Raw genomic sequence first — 19797 nt, forward strand, 5'->3', positions numbered from 1 at the left:
TGGGTAGAGTGCTTTCCATGACTCTGATTGCTGCTGCCGACGGCTCCTCCCTGGGTAACCCGGGACCGGCCGGCTGGGCCTGGTACGTGGACGATGACTGCTGGGCCGCCGGAGGCTGGGAGAGCTCGACCAACAACCGCGGCGAGCTCACCGCCGTCCTGGAACTCCTGCGGGCCACCGAGGCCGCTGGACTCGCCGGCGAGGAGCTCCTCATTCAGTGCGACTCCCAGTACGTCATCAACTCCCTGACCAAGTGGCGCCACGGGTGGAAGAAACGCGGCTGGCGCAAGGCCGACGGCAAGCCGGTCCTCAACGCCGACCTCGTCAAGGACCTCGACGCCGCGCTCGCGGGCCGCACGGTGCGTTTCGAGTGGGTGCGCGGGCACGTCGGCCATCCCATGAACGAGGCCGCCGACTCTCGGGCCCGCGGCGCCGCGACCGCCTACCAGCAGGGTCGCCCGGTGCCCTCCGGACCCGGCTGGACCCGGGCAGGCCGTGCACAGGAAGCGGCACCCGACGTGGTCTTGGACGCGGCGCCGTCGAGCGCTCCTGGCGGCGCGCCGCGGACCGACGCCCTGTTCTGAGTCGCGGCTCCGGAGGCCTCTTCCCCGTTCCCCGGAACCATCACCGCACACCCTCACAGGAACAGCACAGGCACGTCAAACAGGTGGCATGAGGCCTGCAGCCAGGCTTATCGCCATGACGACGACGACGAGCCCCGCCCTCCCCGCATCGGCCGACCTTCCCTTCTCCCGACCCACCGTCCTGAACCGGTTGGCGAGCCTGCGTTCTCGCATTCCGACGGTTGTCCTCTTCGCCGCCGTGTCCTTCTCCGGCTGGACGATCGACTACGCCCTGGTGCTCATCCTCAACTCGCTGACCGGCTCGGTCCTCTACGCCGTCGTCGGAGCCCGGGTTGTCTCCTGCACCCTGGGATTCCTGCTCAACCGGCGCCTGTTCCGGGCTGCTCCGGAGACTTTCTGGCGCTCGGCCGGCGGCTATGCGGCGGTTCAGGGCGGGGTCGCGGCGACGTCGTACGCCGGTATCGCGGTCCTCGCCGGGGCAGGGGCGCCCCTGTGGCTGGCCAAGGTGCTGGTGGACTCCACGCTCTTCATCGTCAACTACCTGGCCCAGTCCCGCCTCGTCTACCGGGCTCCGGCCCCGGCAGAGCGGCCCGTACCGGTGCAGGCTCTGGCGACAGCGGCCTGAGGAGCCGACTACGGCTCAGGACTGGGCGTCGCGCATGAGGATGACGAGCTGGACCCGGTCGCGCAGGTCCAGCTTGGTCAGAATCCGGGTGACGTTCTTCTTGACCGAGTCCGGGGCCAGGACGAGTCGCTGAGCGATCTCCGCGTTCGTCAGTCCCTCGGCCACCAGCTCGGACACCTCTCGTTCACGCGGGCTGAGATGGTTGAGACGTCGCCGCGCCGCGCGCTGTTGGGGTGAGGCGACGGGCCTGAGCATGTGCCGGTTGAGCAGCTCGCGGGTGATGCGCGGGGTGAGGATCGCGTCCCCGGAGTTGACCGCCCGCAGCGCCTGGTGGAGCTCGGCCGTGCGGGTGTCCTTGAGCAGGAAGCCCGAGGCGCCCGCGGACAGCGCCCCGAAGGCGAACTCGTCCTGGTCGTAGGTGGTCAGCACCAGTGTCCGGATCGAGGGGTAGAGTTGGGTGATGCGCGCTGTGGCGTCGATCCCGTTGAGAACCGGCATACGCACATCCATGAGGACGACGTCGGGAAGCGGCCGGCGCTCTTGAAACAGGACGACGAGCTGGTCGAGGGCGTCCTGGCCATGGACCGCCTCGGCCACGACCTTCAGGTCGTCGGCCCGGTTGATGATGAGCGACAGACCCATGCGGGTCGCCCTCTGGTCATCGACGATCATGACCCCGATCGGGGCAGGACGCCCCAGGGGGAGCGGGGAGGAAGGAGAGCAGATAGGTGTCATGCTCCCTCCTGAATAGGAACGTAGACCGGGACGACGGCACGCAGCACCCACCCGCCGGATCCTGGGGCGATGCTGGGGCCGACCTCAAGCGCACCGCCACGCTCTTGGATCACGGAGGCCAGATTGGTCAGTCCGTGGCCGGTCGATGGCTCATGGGAGTCCTGCGAGGAGTCGGCGTGGACGGTGACCTGTCCGTCATCGGATACGGTGACCCGGGTGGATGAGCCGGTGTGGTCCAGGGAGACGACAACACGCGTGGCGCCCTCGGCGTGCCGCATGACGTTGGTGAGAGCCTCCCGGATGACGATGTAGACAAGCTCCCCGAGTGCTCGGCCCACGGCCGTGTTACTGGGGCGCCGGCCGGTCTCGGTCAGGGCCGCGCTGAGGCCGGTCGCTCGTACCGTGGTCAGCAGGTCCCCCAGCTGATCCCAGCCGCGTACGTCTGCGACGACTTCCGAGCGCGGGCTGGTCACCGCGCCGGATCCGAAGTCGTCGAGGAGGGCTGGTGAGGACTGCAACGAGGCAACCGCGTTTCGTGTGTCGGCCAGGCCGTCGCGGGCCAGGGAGTTGACCAGGTCGATGGCCTCGTCGACATCCGGGATACCACTGGCACCGTGCAGCCCCTCGGACAGGGCGATGATCGCAGTGAGGGAGTGGCCCACGGAGTCGTGGAGCTCGGCGGCCACTCGGGCCTGGTACCGCGCGGCATCGCGTTGCACCACGAGCTGTTGCTCGGCCGTGTGGGAGGCGAGCTGGGTGTCCCCGTGCTCTAGGGACTCCCGATGCGAGCGGGAGATCGATGCCACGGTGAGCACGGCGATGAGGAGTCCGCCCTCCCACATGAAGTCCGACAGCGGCACCCTCTCCTTCATGAGCCCCGGCAGTGGCCCGTTGAACGATGCGAGATAGGGGATGAACATGAAGACCAGAGTGGCGGCAATGCCCAGGAGCCGCTGGCGGATGCTCGCGATGGCGATCAGGGTGTAGACCGCGATCAGCAGCGGGAGGAGGAACTCTCCGGAGTCACTCTTGATCATCTTGATCATGAGGGCCACGTTGTTGATGATGACGATCATCAGTGGCCAACGCCGTCGCCAGATCAAGGACAGGCCAGTCACCACGCCGAGTACGATCCTGACTGTGAGGACGCTGAAGCCCAACCATATGGTGAGCACGATAAAGGAGGTCTGGATCACAGCGTTCATGACGACGACACCCCACGTCCCCACGGGGCTGGCGCGGTACCACTCGGCGATGCGATCCAGGCGTGTGCGCGGGACCCTGGGCCCTGCCTCGGGGAGCCGCTCGATGGATGTGCTGCTCATGACTGGCGTCTCATCTGCGTTTCACCGTTATCTCACCGCCGCCTGACCGTCTGGAGCAGGGAGATGGCGAAGAGCGTCACCCAAGCCACGCTGATGAGGCTGTCGGAGGCGGCCGAGTCCGGTGAGGCAATGGCCCCGGGATTCAGGGAGGCGGTTGCCCGGGTCAGTGCGATCATGGGGTTGAGGACGCTCAGCGGCTGGGCCGTCAGGAACATCGCCGTCCCCGCGATCGTTCCCAGGACCACAGTGGTCATCGTGGTGGTGAAGGACCTCAGGACGGCTCCCAGCCATGTGACGAGGGTAAGGATGACCCACATGCCCAGCGCAACCGCACCGAATCGGGGCAGGTAGGAGGTCAGGTCCGGTAGTCCGAAGCCGGCCATGAGACCGGTGAGAGTGGTGGTCAGGACGAGGATCGCGGTGGTGGCGACCGCGACCTGCAGCCCGTGGAGCAGCTTGCCCGCGACCATGGCCGTCTCCAGACGGTTGGCGCTCATTCGTTGCCAGTTGCGCCCCTGGTGCTCGCCGACGGCGATCTGCGCCGCGAAGCCGCCCAGCGCCAGCGGCAGGAGCCACATGGAGAGCATCAGTGTGGACTGCGACCAGATGATGCCCCAGGTGAGGTCTTGGGACTGGAAATCGCCCTGGTGGGTGCGGTACTGCAGGTAGCCGGACAAGCAGGCCATGGTGCACAGCACGGTGACGGCAGCCCAGTACCACCGGTTGGGGGCCTTGCGGTTCTCCCAGTACCAGGCGGCACGTACCGAGGGGCGGCGAGACTCTGCGGGAGTGGTCTGCGATGCGGAGGCGGGCGGTTGTGACGGCGTTGTGAGGAGATCGGGGGCGCGGAGAGGGAACGACGTGGACTGTAGTGGCTGCATGGGCTGCCTCGCAGCGAGGTGCTTGGACGGTGCGGCGGTGCTCATCGGTAGTTTTCCTTATGGACAATAATGGCGCAGAAGAGGAGGGTCAGCCACCTGCTGCCGGCGCGGCCGGCTCAACCACCTCAACCAACCCGATCAGGGCGGCCAGGCTTCACGGGTGGCCGTGAGCGGCTGGGTGACGGGGGAGGGCGGGTCTGTCAACTCCAGGAAGGCCTCCTCCAGGGTCCTGCGCACGGTCTGGACCCGGTAGACGGTTGTGCCGGAGGTGACGATGCTGGTGATGAGCTCGCCGATGGCGTTGTCGGACATCATGGCGGTGCGCACCACGGCATCGTGGACCTCGTGGGGCACTCCGAGGGAGGTCAGGAGGGTGGAGACCGCCGTGGGTGCGGAAACGGTCATCTCGATGACGCCGTCGTCGTGCAGCCCGGACAGAGGGCCCTGGTAGCGCAGTCGCCCGGCGCGGATGACACCGACGGTGTCTGCCATCTGCCCGATCTCGGACAGGAAACGGGAGGAGACGATGATCGTCTTCCCCTCCCGACGGGCCAGAGTGACGATGAGCCCGCGGATCTCGGCCGCCTCTGCCGGGTCGAGCCCGTCGGTGGGCTCGTCCAGGACGATGAGGGGCGGATCGGCCAGAAGCGCCATGGCCAGCCCGAGGCGCTGCCTCATGCCCGTGGAGTAGTGCTTGACCCGCTTGTTCTCATGCCCGGACAGGTCGACGCCGGCCAGGACGTACGTGACCCGGCTGCTCGGCAGCCCCAGGTAGGAGGCCATCATGGTGAGGTTCTCCCGGCCAGTCAGACCCGGGTAGTAGGAGGGGCCCTCGATGAGGGAGCCGATCGCTCCCGGTGGCGGGGGATGGCGGGGGCTGACGGGGTGGCCCAGGATGCTCATGCGGCCCGACGTCGGTCGGGTCAGTCCTACCAGGAGCTTCAGAATGGTGGACTTGCCGGCTCCGCTGGGGCCGAGGAGCCCGTAGATGCCGCCGGTGGGCACCCGCAGGTTCACCCCGTCGACGGCGTTGATGCCGTTGTAGGAGCGGGTCAGGCCGTCGGTGGTCACCGCGATCTCTCTGGTCGGGACCGGAATGGCTTCAGGGGCGGTGAGAGCGACAAGATGCGGACTCGCAGGAGAAGCGGCCGCAGGCACCGGGGGCGAAACGCAATGATCGGCGGGGCTCATCACCGGACCGGTAGCGGAGTCGGCCGCAGAGGTGGATACGATCTCCGGCTCGGGAAGGCCGATCGTTGGTGGTGCGGTCGCCGTGGCTGTCATCGAGGAGCTGAACGATGCAGTCGGAGGTGCGGTGCTCATGGGCATCATACAAATGGATGAGCTCCTATGAGCGCATCGGTCTCATCCTATTTGTCCCCCTCGGGGGACGAACGCGGTGCCGCAGTCGGCCCTGAGGGGGCGACTGCGGCACCGCGCGGAGGCGTCCCGGTCCGCGAGGGCCCGAGAAGAGCCCTCCCGGTTTCTCGGAAGACAGTTCAGATGAGGGTGAGCGACTGGCGGGCGATGGCGAGCTCCTCATTGGTGGGCACCACGAGCACCGTGACCTTCGAGTCCGGGGTGGAGATGACGCGCGGCTCGTCGGAGCGGACGGCGTTGAGCTCGGGATCGATCTCCACGCCCATGTAGGCCAGGCGCTCGCCGAGCTCGCGGCGCAGATTGGCGTCGTTCTCACCGATACCGGCGGTGAAGGTCAGTGCGTCCAGGCCCCCCATGACGGCGGTGTAGGCGCCCACGTACTTCACGAGGCGGTGCAGGTAGATGTCCATGGCCTCGCGGGCCTCCTGCTCGCCGGCGCCGATGCGCTTCCACACCTCTCGCATGTCATTGTCCCCGGCCAGGCCCTTCATGCCCGAGCCGCGGTTGAACAGGTGGTCGATCTCATCGATCGACATGCCGGCCACGCGAGCCAGGTGGAAGACGGCGGCCGGGTCAATGTCTCCGGTGCGCCCGCCCATGACCAGGCCTTCCAACGGGGTCAGGCCCATGGAGGTGTCCACGGCGCGCCCGGCCACGACCGCCGAGGCCGAGGCTCCGTTGCCCAGATGCAGGACGACCTGCTTGAGGTCGTCGCGTCCCAGGAGCTCGGAGACCGCCCCGGAGACGAACTGATGGCTGGTGCCGTGAGCCCCGTAGCGACGGATGGAGTAGGTGTCAGCGACCTCTCGGTCCAAGGCGTAGCGGGCGGCCTCCTCGGGCAGATTCTGGAAGAAGGCGGTGTCGAACACGGCCACGTGCGGCACGTCGGACAGGAGGCGGCGGCCCACCTCGATGCCCTTGAGGTGGGCGGGGTTGTGCAGCGGGCCCAGCGGCACGAGCTGCTCGATGCGGGCCACGACCTCATCGTCGATGAGGGCCGGGCCCGAGAAATAGCGCCCGCCCTGGACGACGCGGTGCCCCACGGCAACGATGTGGGCGTCGGCCAGTGAGGGACCCTGCTGCTTGAACAGGCGCAGCACCTCGGACAGGCCGTAGCCGTGGTCGGGGATCGGCTCGGTGATCTCGGTGCGCTCCTCGCCGTGCTTGTGCGTGATGGCGCCGGTTTCCTCGCCGATGCGCTCCACCAGGCCGGAGGCGAGCGAGGCTCCGGAGTCGGGGTCCACTAACTGATACTTGATGGAGGAGGAGCCGGAGTTGATAACGAGGACAGTGCGCTGAGTCACGGGGTGCCTTTCAAGAACAGTCATGGGAGTGAGGGTGGGCGTATCTGGTGGAGAGCGGCTGGCTCGGGGCCGGGACCCGGCCGAGTGGCCGGCGGGCACGGCTCCCGCTCAGCCCTGGGCCTGGACGGCGGTGATGGCGACGGTGTTGATGATGTCCTCCACCAGGGCGCCGCGCGAGAGGTCGTTGACCGGTTTGTTGAGGCCCTGGAGGACCGGGCCGATGGCGATGGCACCCGAGGAGCGCTGGACCGCCTTGTATCCGATGTTGCCGCTGGACAGGTCCGGGAAGATGAAGACATTGGCTCTTCCGGCCACGAGCGAGTCGGGGGCCTTCTTGGCGGCCACGGTCGGGTCGATGGCGGCGTCGTACTGGATGGGGCCCTCGACGGCGAGCTCGGGCTCCTTGGCACGCACCAGCTCGGTGGCCTCACGGACCTTGTCGACATCCGCGCCCTTGCCGGAGGTCCCGGTGGAGAAGGAAAGCATCGCCACGCGCGGCTCGACGCCGAACTGACGGGCCGTGGCGGCCGAGGAGATCGCGATGTCGGCCAGCCCGGCGGCGTTGGGCTCGGGGTTGACGGCGCAGTCGCCGTAGACGAGCACCCGGTCCTGCAGGAGCATCAGGAAGACCGAGGAGACGATCGAGGTCCCCGGCTTGGTCTTGATGATCTGGAAGGAGGGGACGATCGTGTGGGCGGTGGTGTGGGCTGCGCCCGAGACCATGCCGTCGGCGTCGCCCATGTGGACCATCATCGTGCCGAAGTAGGACACGTCCTGGACTTTCTCGCGGGCCTGCTCCAGGGTGACGCCCTTCTTGGCGCGCAGGCGGGCGAACTCCTCGGCGTACTTCTCCAGCAGCTCGGGGTCGTTGGTGGCGATGACCCGGGCGGCGGCAATGTCCAGGCCCAGCTCGGTGGCGCGGGCGCGCACCGTGGTCTCGTCACCCAGTAGTACCAGGTCGGCGATGCCGCGGCGCAGGATGGCGTCGGCGGCCCGCAGGACCCGGTCGTCGTCGGGCTCGGGCAGGACGATCGTCTTGCGGTTGGTGCGTGAGCGCTCCACCAGTTCGGCCTGGAACATGATGGGGGTGACGACCTCGGAGGGCTCGACCTCCAGGGCGGACAGGAGGGCGTCGACGTCGGCCTCCTGCTCGAAAGTGGTCACGGCGACGTCAATCTTGCGTTCCGAGCCGTGGGCGAGCAGGCCCTGGAGGGAGCCGGCTGCCGAGGCCGCGGTGAAGGTGTCCAGCGGGGAGGTCATGACCGGGATGTTGACGTCCAGGCCCTCCAGGAGGCGCAGCGCGTGGGGCGCCACCTCGAAGCCGCCGTTGAGGACGAGGCCGGACAGGATCGGGAAGCTGGAGGAGGCCTGGGCCGCCATGAGCGAGATGAGCATGGCGGAGCGGTCGGCCGGTACGATGGCGAGCTGGCCGGCGGTCAGGCGTTCCAGGACGTGGGAGACGTCCATGGCGCATACGAGGACGGACTCGGCCTCGCGGTCCAGGAGGGTCTCGTCACCGGCGATGAGAGTGCCCTCGACGGCGTCGAGCACCTCGTGCACCGCCGGGGCGGCCAGCAGCGGCACCTCGGGCAGCGTGGTGGAGGTAATGCCTTCGATCGCGGCCAGGGCCTCGGTGATGGGCCGGCGATTCTCGGGGTGGCACTTGTTGGCCACGACCGCGACGGTGCGGGCGTGGTTGTCGGCGATCTCGGCCATGGAGACTTCCACGGAGCCGACGACGTCCTCCACGTCGTGCTGGCCGGAGACCACCAGCAGGACCGGCACACCGATGTTGGCGGCCACCCGGGCGTTGAGGGCCAGCTCGGGGTTGCCGGCGACATCGGTGAAGTCCGAGCCGTCGATAATGACGACGTCGTGCTCGCGCGCCAGGGCCCGGTAGGCGTCAACGATGCGGGCCAGAGCCTCCTCGGGGTCTGCGTGGAACTCGTCCCAGGTCGCACCGACGCACTGCTCAGCGGGCGTGGTGGAGCCGGCACGGTTCAGCAGGAGGGTGAGGAAGGCGTCGCCCTCACGGCTCTCCACAAAGGGACGGAAGACGCCGACCTTGGCGACCACCTTGGTCAGGCAGGAGACCAGCCCGAGGGCCACCGTTGACTTCCCGGTTCCGGCGTTGGGTGAGGCGATGTAGATACTGCGCGCCACGTTGGGTCCTTCTCGCGTTGTCTTGGAGTCAGGGGCGCCGGCTCATTCCGGTGCCGTACGGGTCCGATTGTGCCCCCACCTGCGGGTTGTCTGCGACCAAAGGCCCGGTCTCAGTGTGTCTTGTGATGTGGGACCGGGCACATGCGGGGTCTCGCCGCGGGGCCACGGGCGGGCGCTATCCGGCTCGAGCGCTCGGCTCCCGGCCGGGTGTGGAGGGGACTGCGGTCCGCCCTGTGTCGGGGTCGACGCTCACCGAGATGTCGCCCAGGGCCCGCCCGTAGGTACCAGGCGCGCCTTGGGAGAGCCAGACCGTGTAGGTGGACGACGGATCGCCCGGCTCGGGGAGGAACAGGGCGATCGGTTCGCCCCCGTGCGCCTCCTGCGCTGCGGCAACGGCGCGGCGCGGACCGATATCCCGGTCCTGTCCGGTCCCTGACCGCCCGGGCAGGGCCTCGGGCGCCGTGACGGAGGTGGGGGGAGTCTGCCGGATGGGGTGAAGACCAAAGGCGCTGGCGTAGTACCCCCACAGGAACAACAGGGGCAGCATGACCAGCCCGGCGGCCTTGAGCAGGTCGGTGTTCCTCGACAGGCGCCTGCTGCGCCAACTGGGGGACAGGGCGGTGCGCCGGTAACGTTGCAACGGCCACCACACCCTGAGACCACTGACGGTGAGGACCAGCAGGATCACGCTCGAGGCGGCGACGACGAGGCCGCCGACGCTCAGGCCCCTGTGTTCTCCCCACCAGCGGGTGTGGGGGATCTCCTGGGACATCCAGCGGACGTGACCGGGTCCCTGACAGGACAGGAGACAGCGGTGCAGGTTGTCCAGGGCGGCGAACCACGATCGGGGACCGGTCACCTGGGCGATCTCCTCTCCGGAGGAGGGGTCGACCGTGTAAGCGGTCTGCTTGGTCTTGACCTCGATCACGTCGTCGATCCGGGACGCGGAGACAACGGACTCTCCGGGGTGGTCGATCTCGATCGTTTCGATGGCCTGGGGCAGCGAGACTCGATCGGGAACGGGAGCGCGGGTATGGGCGGCCGGTTTCAATGAACGCATGACCTCGCCCTGGTAGGGCGAGACGGTGCCACTGAGCGTCATGGCCAGCAGAATTAGGCCTGCCGCCGCCGACAACCATCGGTGGGCGATTGCCATCGCCCGGGAGGCTCGGGAGGGTTGGGAGGGGAGGGAATCGGTCGTGGGCTGCATGACGGAGTTACATCATTAGACCCCGGCGGGAGCCAGCAGGGCGGCAAGGGTGCACAGGCAGGTGAGAACTGCGATAAAGGCATAGGCGCGGCGCCCCCGATCGCGCCGCATCCACAGTGAGCGGGCGCCGCTGACGCAGACCGCGGCCCCCGCGACCTGGATGACCGTGGCCGCGCCGACGGTCAAAGGGCCGACGGCACCGATGGCTGGGGCCAGGGCGTGGACGATGACGTACCGCAGGCCCGAGGCCCACAGCCCCAGCATGACGGCGTGGACGTCGCCACTGACCAGGAGGGAGGCATCGGGGACGACCTCAGAAGAATCGGAAGCGTCGGCGGGCGCGTCGTCGAGGCCGTCGCCGGCATCTCCGCCCGGCGAGGCATCAACATAATCAATACCGGCCATACTCTTCATATTGATGAATACGGTAACGTTCAGGATAAAACGCGTCAATGCTCCGGTGCGAGGCGAAGATGTGATGTCAGGCGGGCTGTCTTGAAGGAAATACTTGTTGATGGGCCCCCATCCCGAGCGCCGGAGAAATAGGGTCCCCTGATGGTGCGCTCCTGATGGCTACCGCAGCAGGGGGAGTGCGGAGACGATGGTCAGTGCGATGATGATCGGCTCGAAGACTCGCTGATCCATGCGTTCGGCAAGCCTGCGGCCGGCCAGCGCCGAGGCGATGACGGCCGGAGCGGCGATCCCGGTCAGGGACAGTGTCGTGGCGTTGACCAGGCCAGCCGAGACGGAGAAGGGCAGCTTGACCAGGTTGACCAGGAAGAAGAACCAGGCGGTCGTCCCCAGGAAGGCCTTGACCGGGTAGCGGCAGGCCAGGAAGTACATGGAGGTCACCGGGCCGCCGGCATTAGCGACCATCGTGGTGAAACCGGCCAGACTGCCGTAGACCAGGCGGGCGGCCCGGCCGCCGGTCGCGGGGGCTGCGGATGCTTCGAGCGCTTCGGGCGCCCCACTCGCCCCAGATGCCGGAGGCGCCATGGGCGGGACCGGGGACCGGGTGGGGACTTTGCTCCTGCCGGCGGCGCGACGCTGGAGGAGCGTAATGGCTACCAGGAGCAGCAGCACGATGCCGATGAGGCGCCGGGTGGAGCTGTCGGAAGCCAGGTGCAGGAACAGGGCACCGGCGCCGACTCCCGCCAGGACCGCCGGAACGAGTCGGCGCAACATGCGGAAGTCGGCGTCGTGACGGTAACTCCATACGGCCAGCAGGTCGCCGGTCATGAGCATGAGCAGGATGGCACCGGTCGACTCCTTGGCGGGCAGTACCGCGGTGCACAGGGCGACGGCGATCGTGGCCGCCCCGGGTAGGGCGGTCTTGGCGATGCCGCACAGCGCCGCCACGACCATGAGGAGAATCCAGGAGGTTGCGGTCAAAGTGGGGGGCACGAGGCTGCCTCTCGGCGGTGAGAAGGACGGGAAAGGAGAGGGGGTGGACTTTGTCCGGACTTTTGTCCAGCCTAGCGGATGATTGTCGACGGCGAGGACCGATTGGTCGGGGTCCTCGCCGTCGATGTGGTCGGGGTCGCGGTTTCCGGAGTCCGCTCAGAGTCTGGTGGCGGCCTCCAGGAGGTTGCGTGCGGAGATCTGGAGCCCCTCGACGTTGCCGTACTCGGCGTCTTCGTGCTCGATGTTGACGTTCATCTCCGGGTCGACCTCGGTGATGGCGGTCAGGAATTCGGCCCAGTAGTCGGCGTCGTGGCCCAGCCCGAAGGCGACGAATCGCCAGGCCGGGTCCTGGGGCCAGGAGTTGCACCAGTAGCCGTAGGCCACCGGGACCTTGCCCTCGGCCTCGGCGGGCACGTGGCCGAAGTCGGTGTCCAGGACCCCGCGGTAGGCGGCGCCGGGGAAGATCCTGGTGTCCTTGGCGTGGACGTGACCCACGAGGCGGCCCAGGCGCCTGGTGGCGGCGATCGGGTCCATCTGCTGCCAGAACAGGTGGGAGGGGTCCATGTTGACCTTGATGTTGGTCGCCCCGGTCTCCTCGACGAGCCGTTCGAAGGAGGGGACGTTGAAGACCAGGTTTCGCGGGTGCAGCTCCAGGCAGACCTGGACGTCGTTGTCGCGGGCCAGGGCGTCGATCTCCTTGAAGAAGGGGACGACGACGCTCCACTGGTAGTCCAGGATCTCCATGTCGATCCCGTTCCACGGGTTGACGACCCAGGTGGGGTACTTCGCGCTCGGGTCGGTGCCCGGGGTACCGGACATGGTGACGATCTCCTTAACCCCGAGCAGGCCCGCCAGGCGGATGGCCGCTCGGATGTCCTCGGCGTGCTTGAGGCCCTCGTTGGGCAGCGGCGAGGTGGGGTTGCCCGAGGTGTTGAGGCCCGAGAGCGTCATTCCCTTGTCCTGGAAGAGGCCCAGGTACTCGTCGCGGGCGGTGGGTGAGGCCAGGAGGGCGTCGACGGGGCAGTGCGGGGAGGGGATGAATCCTCCGACGTTGACCTCCGCCCCGGTCAGGCCGGCGTCCTTGAGGACGTCGAGGGCCTCGGGCAGGGAGCGGTCCTGGAGGCAGGCGGTGTAGGCGCCGTAGGTCAGTGGCATGAGAGGTCTCCTTGTGCGTCTTTGCGTTGTTGTATGTCTGAACGTGTCGGCCCAATGGGCCGACTGGCGGTGAACGGGCCTTACAGGCTCGCGAGCTCGGGCAGGTCCGCGACGTCGACGGCGGCGCCCCCGGCGGCGGCCGAGCGGGCCACGGCGTCGGCCAGGAGCATCTCGCGGTAGCCGTCGGCGAAGCTGGCGCAGGGCGGCAGTGCCCCTTGCTCGGGAGTGATACCGGCGATCTGCTGGAGGAAGGCGTGGGCCTGGTAGATGAACTGCTCGATCTGGGTCAGGCCGACCCCGCCGAAGGCCATGGAGGAGCCCCGCGCGAAGTAGGGGAAGTCGGGACCCACCAGGACCCGGCGGGCGCCTCCCAACCCGGCGGGGGAGTTGACGTCGTCGATCTTGATCTCGCCGCAGCGGGCCAGGTCCCAGGAGGCGCGGCCCTTGGTACCCAGTACGTCGACCATGAGGGAATTGGGCAGTCCCCAGGCCACGCGCGAGCAGGAGAAGGTGCCCACGGCGCCGCTGGCGAAGTGCGCGGTGAAGGTGGCGACGTCGTCGTTCTCCACCGGCTCATAGGTGACATTGGCGGAGTTGCCGGTGTTGAGGGCGGTGCCGCGGGTGACGTGGCCGGTGGCCACGGGGCGCTCCTTGATGGAGGTCATCATGGCGGCGCCCGAAACCGAGACGATGGGGCCGCAGATGACCTCGGCGGTATCGATGAGGTGGCTGCCGACGTCGCCCAGGGCCCCCGAGCCCATGGGGCCCTTGTAGCGCCAGGCCATGGGGGTGGAGGGGTCCACGCCGTAGTCGCACCAGTAGCGGCCGTCGAAGTGGTTGATCTCGCCCAGGTGGCCCTCGGTGACGAGCTTGGCGAGCTCGGCCACGGCGGCGTTGCGGCGGTAGGTGAAGCCCACGCCGGTGACGACGCCGGCCTCCTTCTCGGCCTGCGCCATGGCTCGGGCGCTTTCAAGTGTGTCCGCCAGGGGCTTCTCGCACAGGACGTGTTTGCCGGCCTTGATGAGGGTCTCGGCGATCTCGCGGTGCAGGGCGTTACCCACCACGATGGAGACGATGTCGATGTCCGGGTCCTCAGCCACTGCCCGCCAGTCGTCCACGGCTCGCTCGTAGCCGTAGCGCTGGGCGGCGTCCTCGGCGAAGGGGAGGTAGGCATCGGCGATGGTGTGCAGACGGACCTGCGGCAGGCCCAGATCGAAGACGGTGCCGACCTGACGCCAGGCGTTGGCGTGAGTGGTGCCGGCCATTCCGGCACCGATGACGGCGACTGACAGGGGAGTGGTGTTCATGGTTGCCTCTGGTGTCCTCATCGACGAGCGGGTAACTGATTGAAGTCCTGTGCTGACATGAATTCACGCGCGTGAACTCATGACCTCAGTCTGTGATTCCGGCGGTGGTGATGTCAACCGGTGAGGAGAACTTCATCCTGACAAAGGAGGTCGTTCCGAGGGACTGGCGAAGAGACTGGGACCGTGGTCCCCGGCCGGGAAGATGGCGCAAGGTGCCGTTGCTGTCCGAGGGTGGTCGGTGCGTGAGCCGGCTCGGTGCCGGACGTATCGCTCGTCAGCGTCCCAGGGAGGAGGCTCGGGTGACGAGCTGTGGCTTCAGGACCACACTGCGGGCCTGGGGTCCGGCGAGCGCCCCGGCCTGTAGTCCGTCGTCGGGCGCCAGCCCTGCGCGTCGGCACACCAGGTCTACGGCCTGCTCGCCCAGGAGGTCCTCGGGCTGGTCGATGCTGGTCAGTGAGAACTCCTTGCGCAGGGCCAGGTAGGTGTTGTCGTAGGAGACCAGGGCGACGTCGCCCCCGGGCTTGCGGCGCTCTCGCAGGACGGGCACGGCGTCGATGGCCAGGACGTCGTTGTGAATGACCAGGCCGAGCGGCTCGGAGTGGTCCTGCAGGACCGCACGGGTGGCGGGGCCCGCGTCCTCGCCGCAGCTGCGCACCTCGAAGTCCAGTCCGGTTGCCTGAGCGGCTTGAGCCAAAGAGCGTTCTCTGTCCTGGCGGGAAGCAGCGTCGGTCATTCGCGGGCCGATATAGCAGATCGTGCGCATGCTTAAGGCCGCCAGATGGTCGACGATGAGCCGGGCGGCGGCCTCCTCATCGACCCGCACGGAGTCGACCCGCCCACCGGGACTGCACCGCCCGATGACGCAGGTCGGCACCTCCTCGCCGATGGCGAGCAGGTCCTCGCCGGGCAGCCAGGGTGAGACGAAGATGATGCCAGCGACCCGCACCCCCAGCAGGCTCTCGACGGCCTGGTGTAGGACTTCGGGCTGATCGGAGCCGACCGTGACGAACAGGGTGAGGCCGCGCTGGGCGGCCGCCTGTCCCAGGCAGGCCGCGATCTGCTCGAAGAAGGCATTGCGCAGGTTGGGCAGCACCAGACCGATGATGGTCGAGCGCTTGCGGGCCAGCGAGGAGGCTGAGACGTTGACCCGGTAACCGAGAGAGGCGGCCACTTCCTCGATGCGCTCGCGGGTGCTGGCGGCGACCTTGGGTGAGCCGCTCAGAGCCAGTGAGACCAGGCTGCGCGAGACCCCGGCGACGCGAGCGACGTCGCTCTGGGTGGCGGCATGAGCCTTGGTCACCGTCTCTCCTGGTCCTCTCGCGACGGGGTGCCGTCTTTAGGGGTGCGATCGCACTGCCCGGTTGCCAAGAAGGCTACAGGCAGACAAGGGGACTGTGGCAGTAGCGGATCGACATGCTCGGGTGTCGGCGGGGAGCACAACGACGCTCCCGACCGGTGGTGGTCGGGAGCGTCGAAGTGAGGCGTCAGCCGGTGGGGTCCGCCCGGAGGGGGAGTCCGTGCGAGCCCCGCGACGTCTCAGGCTTTGAAGAGCGTGCCCTCGAGGTAGGCGCGCGCCTTGCGGGCGTACTCCAGGGGGTTGGCGATGGCCGGGTCCTGCTCGGCCTCCACCAGGATCCAGTTGCGGTAGCCGTGGTCCACCAGGAACTTGTAAGGCACGGTGAAGTCGATCGTGCCGTCGCCGGGAACGGTGAACATGCCGGCCAGGAAGGAGTCGAGGAAGGAGCGCTCGGCGGCCTTGGACTCCGCCATCTTCTCGGGGCGCACGTCCTTGAAGTGGACGTGCTTGACGCGGTCGATGGTGGCCTCCAGCAGGCCCATGACGTCGCCGTCGCCCACGTAGGCGTGGCCGGTGTCGAACAGGAGGGAGACCTTGGCCGGGTCGGTCAGCTCCATGAGGCGGATGGTCTCCTCCTTGGTCTGGATGACCGTGCCCAGGTGGTGGTGGTAGACGAGCTCGAGGCCGTGGGTGTGGGCGACGTCTCCCAGGCGGTCCAGGCCCTCGGCCAGCACCGGCCACTGCTCCTCGGTGAGCACCGGCTTGTTGGTGAAGATGCAGACGTCGCGGATGCCCTGGACCGAGCCGGTCTGCTCGGAGACGACGACGCGGGTGGCGCCCAGGTACTCCAGGTAGGCGCAGGTGGCCTCGAACTCGGGGATGACGGCCTCGACGCCGTCGCGCAGGATGAAGGAGGAGAACCACTGGGCGACGATCTTGATGCCGCGGGCGTCGGCGGCAGCCTTGACCTCCTCCTTGGGCGGGAAGAAACCGGCGCACTCGGTGCCGGCGAAGCCGGTGTCGGCCAGGTCGAGGAGCATGTCCTCCAGGGTGTTGAAGGCACCGACCTCGGGGATGTCGTCATTGCGCCAGGTGATGGGGTGCATGCCCCAGGAGATGCCGTGGGGGTCGGAGATTGCGGTTGCGGGGTCGAGTGAGAAGGACATCGTTGCTCCGTGTCTGGTTGGGGGTCTAGCTGGTGTGGTGGTCTGTGGGTGAATGGTGAGCCATGAGCCGGTGGCTGGTACGCCGTCGGCCTGTGGCCGCGGTCGGGTGCTCCCGGGAGGCGGGTGCCGGCGTCGGTGCCGGGCGATGGGCCCGTGCAACGAACCTAGCAACAGGACTTTGTCCTGACAAGCCTCAAAGTTGCCTCCCGGGAGCGCGTGCCGCTGGGACGGGGTCAGGAGTAGAGCTTCTCCATCTCGACCTCGATCTCCTCCAGGGACTTGTCCTTGGTCTCCGGCATGATCTTGAACAGGATGACGGCCACGGCCAGGTTGAGCACACCGTAGATGGTGTAGGTGACGCCGCCGCCCAGGGTCTCCATCATGGGTGGGAAGGTCCAGGTGATGATGGCGTTGGCGGTCCACATGCAGAAGATCGCCGTGCCGTTCATGATGCCGCGGACGTTGGCCGGGAAGATCTCACCCATCATCGTCCACACGATCGTGCCGTTGGAGGACTGCACGATGAGCATGAAGACGGACATGAGCCCCAGGATGAGATAGGCGGCCCAAGCGGGCGGGGTGGTGTGGCTGGCCATGTGAGGGGCGATGAAGAACTGGAAGGTCGCGGCGATACCCAGCAGGGTGACGCCCACGCCGATGACGTCGCCGATGAGCACCTGGCGACGACGGAACTTCAGGATGAGCCAGATTCCGATGGCCGAGCCGACGACCGACATGACGCCGTTGGCCACCTGCGCGGTGATGGAGGCCGAGGTGGACATGCCGGCGTACTCCAGCACCTTGGGGGCGTAGTACATGACGGTGTTGACACCGGTGGTCTGGTTGACCACGGCCAGGAAGATGCCGACCAGGAGCAGCTTGCGCAGCCATGGCGTGGCCATGACGTGGCTGAAGCCCTTGCGCTGGGACTCCTCTTCCTTCTCGTGCTGACGAGCCTCGACCATCTCCATGATCTCGTCCTCGATGGAGCCGTCCTTCTCCGGGACGCGCACGCGCTTGAGAGAGCCGATGGCGTCATAGAGGCGCTCCTTGGCCAGGTACCAGCGCGAGGATTCGGGCATGAGGCGGATCCCGATCCACAGGGCCACGGCCGGGATGGAGCACAGGACGAGCATGTAGCGCCAGGCCTCGCCGTTACCGGCGCTGATGCTGAGCTGGTCGAGGAAGGCGTGGTACTCGGCCCCGCTCATTGAACCGCCCTTGGAGGACTGGAGCTTGGTGATCTCATCGAAGACGTAGGTGCCCGGGGAGAAGCGCCCGCTGGGGTCGTTGGCGATGGTGATCTTCGGGCCGCCCTGGATGGAGTTGATGATGGCGTTCATCGAGAAGGCGAGTAGCTGACCGGTGACGATCATGAGCTGGTCGATGGCCACGATGGAACCGCGAATGCGTTTGGGCGCCGTCTCCGCCAGGTAGACGGGGACCGTTGCGGAGGCGGCACCGACGGCGAAGCCCAGGACGACGCGGAAGGGGTACATGACCCACACGTTGGGGGCGATGGTGGTTCCGATCGCGCCGATGAAGAACAGGGCGGCCAGGACCGTGATGTTGTGCCGCCGGCCCCAGCGGTCCGACATGAGCCCGCCCAGCAGCGCGCCCAGCGCGGCGCCGACCAGCAGGGTGCCGCCGATGGCACCCTCCTCGAAGGAGGTCAGCTGAAGGCCCTTGGCGTCGAAGGGCATGTACATGTACGGCAGGGCGCCGGAGATGACGCCGGTGTCGTAGCCGAAGAGCAGCGAGCCGAGCGTGGCCACGGCGGCGATGGCGACGACGCCGCGGTGCTTGCCCGATGGCGGGGTGTCGGCCACCGCCTTGCTGAGCTCTTCTCTGGTGAGTCCGCGCAGGGACATCGTGACTCCCTGTGACATAGGGGGTCTCCTCTCAGCCCTGCGGCGACAGTGCCGCAGGGGGTTGTAGTGATAGGTGGTGATGGTGGAATGAAGGATGGGGTGAGCCGGCTTGGCTCGGAGCACTTGGTGCGTCTCAGGCGTCGAAGGTGGTCCGGCCCTCGACGCGGGGCACCTCGTGCCACTGGCCGTCGGCGGCCGAGGCGACGACGGCCTCGTCGACCTCCGCGGCGCACCAGGCGTCGGCGGCCGAGGGGGCGACCTGCTCGCCGGTGATGATCGACTCGATGAACTGAGCGGCCTCGATGGCCTTCATGTCGTCGAAGCCCATGGAGGTCCCGATGGCCGGCTGGAAGCGCTGCCACTGACCCCACTGAGGACCGGCCATGGCGCGGGTGTAGCCGTGGGAGGCGCCGCCGTCGAGCACGGGGCAGATCTCCAGCTCGTTGAGGCGCTCGAAGTTCCAGCGGGCCGAGCCCTTCGTGCCGTAGACCTCGACAACGTACTCGGCGCGCGGACCCACGCTGACGCGGGAGGACTCCATGGTGCCGACGGTGCCGTTCTCGAAGCGCACCAGCATGGAGACGTAGTCCTCGTTCTCCACCGGGCCCACTTCATCGCCGATCTCGAAGCCGGAGTGGCCGATGCCCATCTTGGTGGGAATGGGGCGCTCGGTGATGAAGGTGTCGGTGACCGCGGTGACCGAGGCGATACGCCCCACGATGTACTGGGCCAGATCCGCGCCGTGGCTCATGAGATCGGGCACGACGCCGGCCCCGGCCTTCTCCTTCGAGGCCCGCCAGGTCAGGGGGCCCAGGGGGGAGGAGTTGTAGTCAGCGATGAACCACACGCGAACGTTGGTGATGCGGCCGAGCTCGCCGCCGCGCACCAGGGAGCGCAGGTACTCGATCGCCGGGGTGTGGCGGTAGTTGAAGCCGACGGCGGTGACGAGGTCCGCCTTCTCGGCGGCCTGGGCGATCTCGCGGGACTGCGCGGCGCTGACCCCCATGGGCTTCTCGATCCGGAAGGGCTTGCCGGCCTTGACGGCCGCAAGGGCCATCTCATGGTGGAGGAAGTTGGGGGCGCAGATGGAGACGGCCTCCACCTCGGGGTCGGCCAGCAGATCGTGGTAGTCGGCGTAGGCGCGCTCGAAGCCCAGGTTGTCCACCGCTTCCTGACGCACCTGGTCCACCGGATCGGCGGCCGCAACCAGACGCGGGACCACGCCCAGCTCGGGGAAGCGCTCGGCGATGGCGCGGTAGCTGCGGGCATGGAGCCGCCCCATCCATCCCAGGGAGATGACTCCGATGCCCAATATTCTCTTGTCGGTCATAACGTTCCTTTCCGACAACACTGTCGGCTGCTGCGTGTGTGGAAGTACGTCCGGAAGACC

General features: G+C 67.8%; 17 protein-coding genes. 2 read left to right on the plus strand and 15 right to left on the minus strand.

Translation table 11 applies throughout. The features are described 5' to 3' along the window. The first annotated feature begins 17 nt into the window (after window positions 1–17). Window positions 18–584, plus strand: a complete 567-nt coding sequence (locus tag HMPREF0975_RS06460; protein WP_009233332.1) for a ribonuclease H family protein — start codon at window positions 18–20, stop codon at window positions 582–584. A gap of 115 nt (window positions 585–699) precedes the next feature. Further along, a complete protein-coding gene (locus tag HMPREF0975_RS06465; protein ID WP_009233333.1) occupies window positions 700–1209 on the plus strand; it encodes a GtrA family protein in 510 nt (169 codons plus the stop codon). Between the two features lie 15 nt (window positions 1210–1224). Here HMPREF0975_RS06465 and HMPREF0975_RS06470 read toward each other — a convergent pair whose 3' ends face one another. The 15 genes from HMPREF0975_RS06470 to HMPREF0975_RS06540 form a co-directional block, all read right to left on the minus strand. Beyond that, entirely contained in the window at window positions 1225–1944 is a 720-nt protein-coding gene (locus HMPREF0975_RS06470; protein WP_009233334.1) for a response regulator transcription factor, read from the minus strand. After that, window positions 1941–3269 carry a sensor histidine kinase gene (locus HMPREF0975_RS06475; protein WP_009233335.1) on the minus strand — a complete coding sequence of 443 codons (1329 nt, stop codon included), beginning with the start codon at window positions 3267–3269 and terminating at the stop codon, window positions 1941–1943. Before HMPREF0975_RS06475 ends, HMPREF0975_RS06470 begins: the two co-directional genes overlap by 4 nt. 32 nt (window positions 3270–3301) lie before the next feature. After that, entirely contained in the window at window positions 3302–4195 is an 894-nt protein-coding gene (locus HMPREF0975_RS06480; protein ID WP_009233336.1) for an ABC transporter permease, read from the minus strand. A 93-nt stretch (window positions 4196–4288) separates the two neighbouring features. Further along, window positions 4289–5473, minus strand: a complete 1185-nt coding sequence (locus tag HMPREF0975_RS06485; protein WP_332248271.1) for an ABC transporter ATP-binding protein — start codon at window positions 5471–5473, stop codon at window positions 4289–4291. 176 nt (window positions 5474–5649) lie between these two features. Further along, complete coding sequence (locus HMPREF0975_RS06490; protein WP_049939542.1) at window positions 5650–6834, minus strand: acetate/propionate family kinase; 1185 nt, start codon at window positions 6832–6834, stop codon at window positions 5650–5652. Between the two features lie 108 nt (window positions 6835–6942). After that, a complete protein-coding gene (pta, locus tag HMPREF0975_RS06495) occupies window positions 6943–8997 on the minus strand; it encodes a phosphate acetyltransferase (protein WP_009233340.1) in 2055 nt (684 codons plus the stop codon). A 175-nt stretch (window positions 8998–9172) separates the two neighbouring features. Next, window positions 9173–10207 (minus strand): PepSY-associated TM helix domain-containing protein, encoded by a 1035-nt coding sequence (locus HMPREF0975_RS06500; protein ID WP_009233341.1) that lies wholly within the window; start codon window positions 10205–10207, stop codon window positions 9173–9175. A gap of 15 nt (window positions 10208–10222) precedes the next feature. Beyond that, window positions 10223–10621: a hypothetical protein gene (locus HMPREF0975_RS06505; protein WP_009233342.1), complete on the minus strand. Its 399-nt coding sequence runs from the start codon at window positions 10619–10621 to the stop codon at window positions 10223–10225. 159 nt (window positions 10622–10780) lie between these two features. Beyond that, window positions 10781–11611 (minus strand): sulfite exporter TauE/SafE family protein, encoded by an 831-nt coding sequence (locus tag HMPREF0975_RS06510; protein WP_009233343.1) that lies wholly within the window; start codon window positions 11609–11611, stop codon window positions 10781–10783. 156 nt (window positions 11612–11767) lie between these two features. Next, window positions 11768–12766: a sugar phosphate isomerase/epimerase family protein gene (locus HMPREF0975_RS06515; protein ID WP_009233344.1), complete on the minus strand. Its 999-nt coding sequence runs from the start codon at window positions 12764–12766 to the stop codon at window positions 11768–11770. Window positions 12767–12846: 80 nt separating this feature from the next. Beyond that, entirely contained in the window at window positions 12847–14073 is a 1227-nt protein-coding gene (locus tag HMPREF0975_RS06520) for a Gfo/Idh/MocA family protein (protein WP_009233345.1), read from the minus strand. 274 nt (window positions 14074–14347) lie between these two features. Further along, window positions 14348–15373, minus strand: coding sequence for a LacI family DNA-binding transcriptional regulator (locus tag HMPREF0975_RS06525; RefSeq protein WP_009233346.1), 1026 nt, complete (start codon window positions 15371–15373; stop codon window positions 14348–14350). Window positions 15374–15609: 236 nt separating this feature from the next. Then, complete coding sequence (gene iolE, locus HMPREF0975_RS06530; protein WP_009233347.1) at window positions 15610–16536, minus strand: myo-inosose-2 dehydratase; 927 nt, start codon at window positions 16534–16536, stop codon at window positions 15610–15612. Window positions 16537–16769: 233 nt separating this feature from the next. Continuing rightward, window positions 16770–18425 carry an MFS transporter gene (locus HMPREF0975_RS06535; protein WP_009233348.1) on the minus strand — a complete coding sequence of 552 codons (1656 nt, stop codon included), beginning with the start codon at window positions 18423–18425 and terminating at the stop codon, window positions 16770–16772. 115 nt (window positions 18426–18540) lie between these two features. Then, window positions 18541–19737: a Gfo/Idh/MocA family protein gene (locus tag HMPREF0975_RS06540; RefSeq protein ID WP_009233349.1), complete on the minus strand. Its 1197-nt coding sequence runs from the start codon at window positions 19735–19737 to the stop codon at window positions 18541–18543. Window positions 19738–19797 lie beyond the last annotated feature (60 nt).

The sequence above is a fragment of the Actinomyces sp. oral taxon 849 str. F0330 genome, from assembly GCF_000239715.1.
Classification (GTDB): Bacteria; Actinomycetota; Actinomycetes; order Actinomycetales; family Actinomycetaceae; genus Actinomyces; species Actinomyces johnsonii.